The following is a 6,866-nucleotide window of genomic DNA, read 5'->3' on the forward strand; positions in this document are numbered from 1 at the left end:
CTCCGGCAGGGGATGTGCGGTCGTGAGCGGCGATACCCGGACCCGCTCGCGGTGAAACCGGGCCCGTCGATGCGTCGCCCGCGCAGGCCGGTGCGCTGCCCGGCCGGCCCCCTCGGGCTGGTATGAAGAGGCGATGACGAGCGAACCCACCGCCGAGGTCGTGGACCTCTGCCGCGACCTGCTGCGTATCGACACCACCAACACGGGGGACAACGACACCAGCGTCGGCGAGCGCCGCGCCGCCGAGTACGTGGCGGAGAAGCTCGCCGAGGTGGGCGTCGAAGCCGTCCTGCACGAATCCGCCCCGGGCCGGGCGAACGTCGTGGCCCGCATCCCCGGCACCGACCCGAGCCGGGGCGCGCTGCTGGTGCACGGCCACCTGGACGTGGTGCCCGCCGACGCCGACGAGTGGTCGGTGCACCCGTTCTCCGGCGAACTGCGCGACGGCTACCTGTGGGGCCGGGGCGCCATCGACATGAAGGACTTCGACGCCATGGTGCTCGCCGTCGTGCGGCACTGGCAGCGCACCGGCGTGCGACCCCCGCGCGACATCGTGCTCGCGTACACCGCCGACGAGGAGGCGGGCAGCGACTACGGCGCGCGGTTCCTGGTGGACAACCACCGGGACCTCTTCGACGGCTGCACCGAGGCGATCGGTGAGGTCGGCGGCTTCTCCTACTCGGTCAGCGACAGCCAGCGGCTCTACCTCATCGAAACCGCCGAGAAGGGCATCGACTGGCTGCGGCTGCACGCCAAGGGCCGCCCCGGGCACGGCTCGATGATGCACGACGACAACGCCGTCACGGCGCTCGCCGAGGCCGTCGCCCGGATCGGCCGGCACCGCTTCCCGGTCGTGGTCACCGACACCGTGCGGGCCTTCCTGACCGAGGTCTCCGACCTGCTCGGCATCGAACTGGACCCGGACGACCCGGAAACCGCCATCGCCAAGCTCGGCCCCATCGCCAACATCATCGGCGCGACCATCCGCAACACCGCCAACCCGACCCGGTTGAGCGCCGGCTACAAGGACAACGTCATCCCCGGCCGGGCCACCGCCACCATCGACTGCCGCAGCCTGCCCGGCCAGTCCGAGCTGCTGGAACGGCAGCTGCGCGAGCTGGTCGGCCCGGACATCGCCATCGAGTACGTCCAGCGGCAGCCGGCCCTGGAGACCACCTTCGACGGCGACCTGGTCGAGGCCATGTCGGCGGCGCTGCGCGCCGAGGACCCGGGCGCCCGGCCCGTACCGTACATGCTCTCCGGCGGCACCGACGCCAAGGCGTTCTCCCAGCTCGGCATCCGCTGCTTCGGGTTCGCCCCGCTGCAACTGCCCGCCGATCTGAACTTCTCCGCGTTGTTCCATGGCATCGACGAGCGCGTTCCGGTCGACGGACTACAGTTCGGCGTGCGGGTTCTCGACCGGTTCCTCCGCACCTGCTAGCCGTTTCCCCCATCGTGAAGGGACTGCCCACATGACCGACCAGCACGGTGAGCTGGACGCCGCTCTCGAGCGGGTGATCGAAGCGGCCCGCCACCACCTGGCCGCCGTACGCGCCGCGCAGGGCCGCGTCGACGACGACGACGTCTGGCAGGCGTACGTCGCGTTGAACAACGCGTCCTACGCGTACGACGAGCGTCTGCTCGACGCCTTCGGCGAGGTGACGCCGTGGGACGTCGACTCGATCGACCCGGACGAGGCCGACGAGCGATTCGGCGGCCCCGAGGGTTCCGAGGCCAGTGACCCGCACCCCCGCGTGATCTCGGTACGCCAACGCCGCGACTACCGGGTGCCGAGTGTCTCCGCGCTGCTGCGTGTCGCCGAGGCGGCCCGCCGCGAGGGCACCCCGGAGGACGACGAGCCGGCACCCGTGGAGGGTGTCGGCGAGGCGGTGCTGGAGCTGCTGCAGAGCGGCGACGGCTCACTCGGCGCGCTGGACGTCCCCGAGCTGGAGCCCCTCGACGGGGTGGTCATGGTCAGCGAGGTGGGCACTCCCGTCGACCTGGAGTCGTTCGACGACGACGACGCCGTCGGCCCGTTCCAACCGGCGGCCGACGACCGGCTGGTTGGCCGCCTCGACGAGCACCCGTTCCTGGAGCTCGACGACGACCACGACCACGCCGGCCACCAGCACTAGGCCGTACGACGCCCGGCCCTCAGTACGACAGGCCCGGCTGCGGCTGGTTGACCCGCCGACGGCGCAGCACCACCTGCCGCGTACCGTCCCGGTACAGCCGCACCCGGGCCAACTCCCATCCGGAGAACTCCGCCTGGATCGCCAACTGCGCCGCGGCGGTCAACCGGTCGACGTTCGGCGGCAGCCGCAGCGGCGCGTACTCGTAGTCCATGCCACCCATGCTGCCCAGCCCAGCGGCCGTCCGCCACCCCCTCCGGGGTGACCAACGCCGCTGCCGTGGCGGTTCGTGCCTCCCTGTGCGCGCCCGCGTGGTCCCTCCCGACCGGATCGACCAGAATGCCGTCGGACAGCCGGCCGTGGGTCACCCTGCGGGTCGCTGACGGCGTCGAGGAGGTAGCGCGCGACGGCGGTGACCCGTCGGTGGCCCTGGCCTCCGTCGCCGTGACCCGTCGGTGGCCCCGGCCTGGTCGACGGGTCAGCCGTCGCGCTCGGGGTAGCCGACCGGCACCGCGGAGACGTCGTCCAACGCGGTGGTGATCTCCTCGGGCAGGGTGATCCGCTCCACCTGCAGCGCGCCGAGCAGCTGCCCCACCGTCCGGGCGCCGAGGATCGGCGCCGTCACCCCCGGCCGGTCCCGGATCCACGCCAGCGCCACCTCCAACGGCGACACGCCCAGCCCGCCGGCCGCGGTCGCCACCGCCTCCACGATGCTGGAGCAGCGCGGCTCCAGGTATGTCGCCACGAACCGCTCAAAGTGCGGCGAGGCGGCCCGCGAGTCCGCCGGACGGCCGTGCCGGTACTTTCCGGTGAGCACCCCCCGGCCCAGCGGCGACCAGGGCAGCACGCCCAGGCCGAGCGCGTCGCACGCGGGCAGCACCTCCCGCTCCACCCCCCGCTCCAGCAACGAGTACTCGACCTGGGACGCGACCACCGGTGCCCGACCCGGCCAGGCCGTCTGCCAGGCGGCGGCCCGCGCGGTCTGCCAACCGGAGAAGTTCGACACCCCCACATAGCGGACCTTGCCGCTGGCCACCGCGTGGTCCAGAGCGGCCAGCGTCTCCTCAAGGGGGGTGTCCGGGTCGTACCCGTGCACCTGGAACAGGTCGACGTGGTCCGTGCCGAGCCGCCGCAGCGACGCGTCCAGCGTCCGTAGCAGGTGCCCACGGGAGCCGTCCCGGCGCCGGCCGCTGCCCGGGCGCAACCCCGCCTTGGTGGCGATCAACAACTCGTCGCGGGGGACGAGGGTGCCCAGCAGCGAGCCGATCACCGACTCGGCGTCACCGTCGCCGTACACGTCGGCGGTGTCGATCAGGTTGCCGCCCGCGTCCAGGTAACTCTTCAGCTGGGCGGCCGCGTCGTCGGCGTCGGTGTCCCGACCCCAGGTCATGGTGCCGAGTGCGAGCCGGGAAACCGCCAGCCCGCTTCGGCCGAGCGGTCGCTGTTGCATGGGTGAACCTTATTTCGAACCTGCCGCCACGGATATCCTCGCTCCCGTATCTCTGCCGGTTCTGCCGGTTCCGCCGCCGTGGACTGCCCCGATGGAGGGGGGATCATTGGAGGAGAGCCGGTGATCGAGTCCGTTGTCGGCATTGCGTAACCTGATGCGACCTGTGCCACGGATGGGGGAGGACCAGTGCGACTCGGGCTCAGCCTCGGATACCAGACGGCGTGGAGCACGCCGGCCGACCACCTGGCGCTGGCCCAGGAGGCCGACCGGCTCGGCTACTCGGTGGTGTGGGCGGCGGAGGCCTACGGCTCCGACTCGCCGAGCATGCTCGCCTGGATGGCCGGCCAGACCGAACGGATCGACGTCGGCGCCGCGGTGATGCAGATCCCCGCCCGTACGCCGGCCGCCACCGCGATGACCGCGGCCACCATCGACGCGCTTTCCGGCGGCCGGTTCCGGCTCGGCCTGGGCGTCTCCGGCCCGCAGGTCTCCGAGGGCTGGCACGGGGTGCGCTTCGCCAAGCCCCTCGGCCGGACCCGTGAGTTCGTCGACATCGTCAAGCTCGCCATCGCCCGCAAGGAGGTCGCGTACGACGGCGAGCACTACACGCTGCCGCTGCCGGACGGCCCCGGCAAGGCCCTGCGCCTGGGCTTCCACCCACCCCGCGAACACATACCGATCTACCTGGCCGCGGTCGGCCCGAAGAACCTGGAACTGGCCGGCGAGATCGCCGACGGCTGGCTCGCCGTGTTCTACGCCCCGGAGTTCGCCGACGAGCAGCTCGCCTCCGTCGCCGCCGGACGCGCCAAGGTCGGCAAGGAACTGGCCGGCTTCGACGTGGTGCCGTCCGTGCCCGTGGTGATCGGCGACGACGTGGCGTCCTGCGCCGAACTGGTGCGCTGGTACGCCGCCCTCTACGTGGGCGGGATGGGCAGCCGGCAGCAGAACTTCTACAACCAGCTCGCCACCCGGATGGGCTACGGCGACGCCGCCCGCGAGGTGCAGGACCTGTACCTGGCCAAGCGGCAGCGTGATGCCGCCGCCGCCGTACCGATGGAGTTCATCGACCGCACCTCGCTGCTCGGCCCAAAGGAGCGCATCGCCGAGCGGATGCGGGAGTACGCCGCCGCCGGAGTCACCACGCTGTCGGTCACGCTGTTCGTGGCCGACCGGGACAGCGGCGTGCAGACCCTGCGTACCGTCGCCGAGGCTCTCGAGCTCTCGGGAGTCGGCGAGTGACCTGGGTCGAGGCCATCGTCCTGGGCATCGTCCAGGGACTGACCGAGTTCCTTCCGGTCAGCTCGTCGGGGCATCTGCGGATCACCTCGGCGATCTTCTTCGACCGCGACGCCGGCGCGTCGTTCACCGCGGTCACCCAGCTCGGCACCGAGGCGGCGGTGCTGATCTACTTCGCCAAGGACATCTGGCGGATCACCCGTACCTGGCTGGTCGGGCTGCGCGACCGCTCGGTGCGCTCCAGCCTCGACTACCGGATGGGCTGGTACGTCATCGTCGGCTCGATCCCGATCGGGCTGTTCGGGTTCCTCTTCAAGGACCAGATCAAGACCGCCGGACGCAACCTGTGGGTCGTGGCGACCACGCTGATTGTGTTCGCGTTCGTGCTGGCGTTCGCCGAGTACTGGGGGCGGCAGACCCGCACCCTGGAGAACTTCCGGATGAAGGACGGCGTGGTGATGGGCTTCGCCCAGGCCATGGCGCTGGTTCCCGGCGTGTCCCGCTCCGGCGGAACGCTCACCGCCGGCCTGCTGCTCAACCTGACCCGGGAGGCGGCGGCGCGGTACTCGTTCCTGCTGGCCATCCCGGCCGTGGTCATGTCCGGCGTATTCAGCCTCGGCGACGTCTTCGAACCGTCGGCCCCCGGCACATCCGTGCCCTCCGTGGCCCAGATGATCGTGGCGACGGTGATCGCCTTCGGCATCGGGTACGCGGCCATCGCCTGGCTGCTGCGCTACGTCGCCCACCACACCCTGTACGTCTTCGTCCTGTACCGGGTCGCGCTGGGCACCCTGGTCCTCGCCCTCCTGCTGACCGGCGCGATCGACGCCACCTGATCACCACCCGTCAACGGCGGTTCATTCCCCTGGCCCCGGCTCGGCGCAGGTGGGGGTTTCGTCGCCTGCTGACGGGACCTGTCCACGATTCACGTCTGGGTACGACGAAGGCCGGCACCCTGTGCGGGTGCCGGCCTTCGGTGTTGTTCTGCGGGTCAGCTGTTCCAGTGCTGGTTGACCAGGTCGGTGGCCTGCTGTTCCCACTGGGCGTAGGCGTCCGGGTAGGCCGACACCTGCACGGTCTGCGCGGCGTCGGTCAGCGCCATGTCCTGCCAACCGTCGACCTGCGTGAGGCCCTTGAGGAACGCGGTGGTGGAGTAGGCCGGGTCGGTGATCTGTTCCGGCGTGCCCCAACCGGAGCTCGGGCGCTGCTGGAACAGGCCCAACGAGTCGTGGTCGTTGGCGTCACCCAGGTGACCCAGGTTCTCCAGCTTCGACTCCTGCAGGCTCGTCGCGATCGAGATGATCGCGGCGCGTTCGGGCAGGCCGGCCTTCTTCGTCGCGGCGATGATCGCCTTGACGTTCGCGGTCTGCTCACCGTTCAGGTCGATGTGCGACTGCTCGCCCTGCGGCTTCGGCGCACCCGTCTGCACCGCCACCGCGACGGGCTTGGCGTCGACCGGGTTGGCGTGGGCGGCGATCGGACCGGCGAACACACCACCGGCGAACGCGAGACCAGCAACGGACAGCACACTCTTACGGAAGATCGTGGTCATGGGGGTAGCTCCTTCGGGGGTAGGAACACCCACACCGCCAAGGGGGAAAACGGCGGGCAGGGTGTGAGCACCTCGTCCGGCGCTGCACAAACACACGGGGGAAAGTTTGGGGGCCTGCGAGCCCGGGGGCTCGCGGCGCCGATGTCGGCGGCCTACCAAGCGCGGGGGCTCGGTGCGCCGGGACCGGGTGTAACGACCGGCGGGCCGGGGTCATTCCGGGGGTGGCCCATCCATCGGCGCCCGCATCACGGCGGCGCCTGGTCGCTGGCCGGGTCTGCAACGACCGGACCGGGCCGGGCATTCCCACCCCGCACCGGGGTCGAGCCGGCGGCGGTGGTCCTGCGATCGTCAGGGTATGTAACGACCCCCAGCCAGCCACCATTCCACCGCCCGAGTGCGGCCGGTCACAGCCCACAACCCCCACCACCGGACAAACCACCCACCCCGACGCGACCGGCCACGACCCCACATCGGGCAATCACCGGGTGATCCACTC

7 protein-coding genes are annotated in these 6,866 nt (G+C 71.2%); 4 read left to right on the forward strand and 3 right to left on the reverse strand.

The window, feature by feature from the left end:
* Positions 1 to 133 precede the first annotated feature (133 nt).
* Both F8271_RS14945 and F8271_RS14950 read left to right on the forward strand, forming a co-directional pair.
* Complete coding sequence (locus F8271_RS14945) at positions 134 to 1,441, forward strand: M20/M25/M40 family metallo-hydrolase (RefSeq protein ID WP_151490382.1); 1,308 nt, start codon at positions 134 to 136, stop codon at positions 1,439 to 1,441.
* Positions 1,442 to 1,472: 31 nt separating this feature from the next.
* Positions 1,473 to 2,135: a hypothetical protein gene (locus tag F8271_RS14950; protein WP_151490383.1), complete on the forward strand. Its 663-nt coding sequence runs from the start codon at positions 1,473 to 1,475 to the stop codon at positions 2,133 to 2,135.
* Positions 2,136 to 2,154: 19 nt separating this feature from the next.
* Here F8271_RS14950 and F8271_RS14955 read toward each other — a convergent pair whose 3' ends face one another.
* On the reverse strand, positions 2,155 to 2,346 hold the full coding sequence (locus tag F8271_RS14955; RefSeq protein ID WP_013734349.1) for a DUF5703 family protein: 192 nt from the start codon (positions 2,344 to 2,346) through the stop codon (positions 2,155 to 2,157).
* 264 nt (positions 2,347 to 2,610) lie between these two features.
* The gene (locus F8271_RS14960) at positions 2,611 to 3,582 is read right to left on the reverse strand and encodes an aldo/keto reductase (protein ID WP_151490384.1); all 972 of its coding nucleotides are present in this window, start codon (positions 3,580 to 3,582) and stop codon (positions 2,611 to 2,613) included.
* Positions 3,583 to 3,768: 186 nt separating this feature from the next.
* Here F8271_RS14960 and F8271_RS14965 point away from each other — a divergent pair, with 186 nt between their 5' ends.
* Positions 3,769 to 4,821 (forward strand): LLM class F420-dependent oxidoreductase, encoded by a 1,053-nt coding sequence (locus F8271_RS14965; RefSeq protein WP_151490385.1) that lies wholly within the window; start codon positions 3,769 to 3,771, stop codon positions 4,819 to 4,821.
* A complete protein-coding gene (locus tag F8271_RS14970; RefSeq protein WP_151490386.1) occupies positions 4,818 to 5,654 on the forward strand; it encodes an undecaprenyl-diphosphate phosphatase in 837 nt (278 codons plus the stop codon). The genes F8271_RS14965 and F8271_RS14970 overlap by 4 nt, the downstream gene beginning before the upstream one ends.
* A 155-nt stretch (positions 5,655 to 5,809) precedes the next feature.
* Here F8271_RS14970 and F8271_RS14975 read toward each other — a convergent pair whose 3' ends face one another.
* Positions 5,810 to 6,370, reverse strand: coding sequence for a hypothetical protein (locus F8271_RS14975; RefSeq protein WP_151490387.1), 561 nt, complete (start codon positions 6,368 to 6,370; stop codon positions 5,810 to 5,812).
* Positions 6,371 to 6,866: the final 496 nt, after the last annotated feature.

This window comes from Micromonospora sp. ALFpr18c (assembly GCF_008868155.1).
In the GTDB taxonomy this organism is placed as follows: Bacteria; Actinomycetota; Actinomycetes; order Mycobacteriales; family Micromonosporaceae; genus Micromonospora.

Excerpts from the sequence above, each read along its gene's own strand:
- F8271_RS14945 (WP_151490382.1), top strand. The coding sequence starts at position 134 with ATGACGAGCGAACCCACCGCCGAGGTCGTGGACCTCTGCCGCGACCTG.
- F8271_RS14950 (WP_151490383.1), top strand. The coding sequence starts at position 1,473 with ATGACCGACCAGCACGGTGAGCTGGACGCCGCTCTCGAGCGGGTGATC.
- F8271_RS14955 (WP_013734349.1), bottom strand. The coding sequence starts at position 2,346 with ATGGACTACGAGTACGCGCCGCTGCGGCTGCCGCCGAACGTCGACCGG.
- F8271_RS14960 (WP_151490384.1), bottom strand. The coding sequence starts at position 3,582 with ATGCAACAGCGACCGCTCGGCCGAAGCGGGCTGGCGGTTTCCCGGCTC.
- F8271_RS14975 (WP_151490387.1), bottom strand. The coding sequence starts at position 6,370 with ATGACCACGATCTTCCGTAAGAGTGTGCTGTCCGTTGCTGGTCTCGCG.